Origin of the sequence: Pseudoalteromonas sp. SG45-1, from assembly GCF_014164135.1 — a bacterium.
GTDB classification, from domain to species: Bacteria; Pseudomonadota; Gammaproteobacteria; order Enterobacterales; family Alteromonadaceae; genus Pseudoalteromonas; species Pseudoalteromonas distincta.
In genome coordinates, this window is record NZ_JACJEP010000076.1 from 1 (window position 1) to 415 (window position 415).

Annotated in this window: 1 protein-coding gene; it reads left to right on the top strand. The window is 37.8% G+C overall.

Annotated elements, in window-relative coordinates; all coding sequences use genetic code 11:
* Positions 1-268: 268 nt before the first annotated feature.
* Positions 269-415, top strand: a 147-nt coding sequence (locus H5117_RS20440; protein WP_182739027.1) for a helix-turn-helix domain-containing protein, incomplete at its 3' end; no start/stop codon positions are given.

Sequence of the window (415 nt, forward strand, 5' to 3'; positions counted from 1 at the left end):
TGTGTGTGCAAATATGCGAAAGCTAATTCATATATGTTTTGGTGTAATAAAAAACCAAGAAGCGTTTAAGCTCCAAGAAAGTTAAATACGACCTTGAAGCTTAAAATGAGAGATGGTATCTACAGATAAAATAAAGCCCAGCGTTTACAGGTGAAGCTTAATCGATGTTTTGTAGACGTGCAGCTTGCTGACGTGACTAGCGCAGCTCGTAATTACTTAAATCTAAAGTGTGTGATTCATAGAGATCGTTTCAATATACTATGACGCTATGAACAAAGAAATTAAACAATGTTTAAAGTGGATTGAGCTTTACGAAAAAACTAATAATGCGGGCCTAGTTTGTCGTCGGTGTGGAATTTCTAGGCCCACTCTTCGAAAGTGGTATAAGCGATACAAAGAGAAGGGACTAGACGGC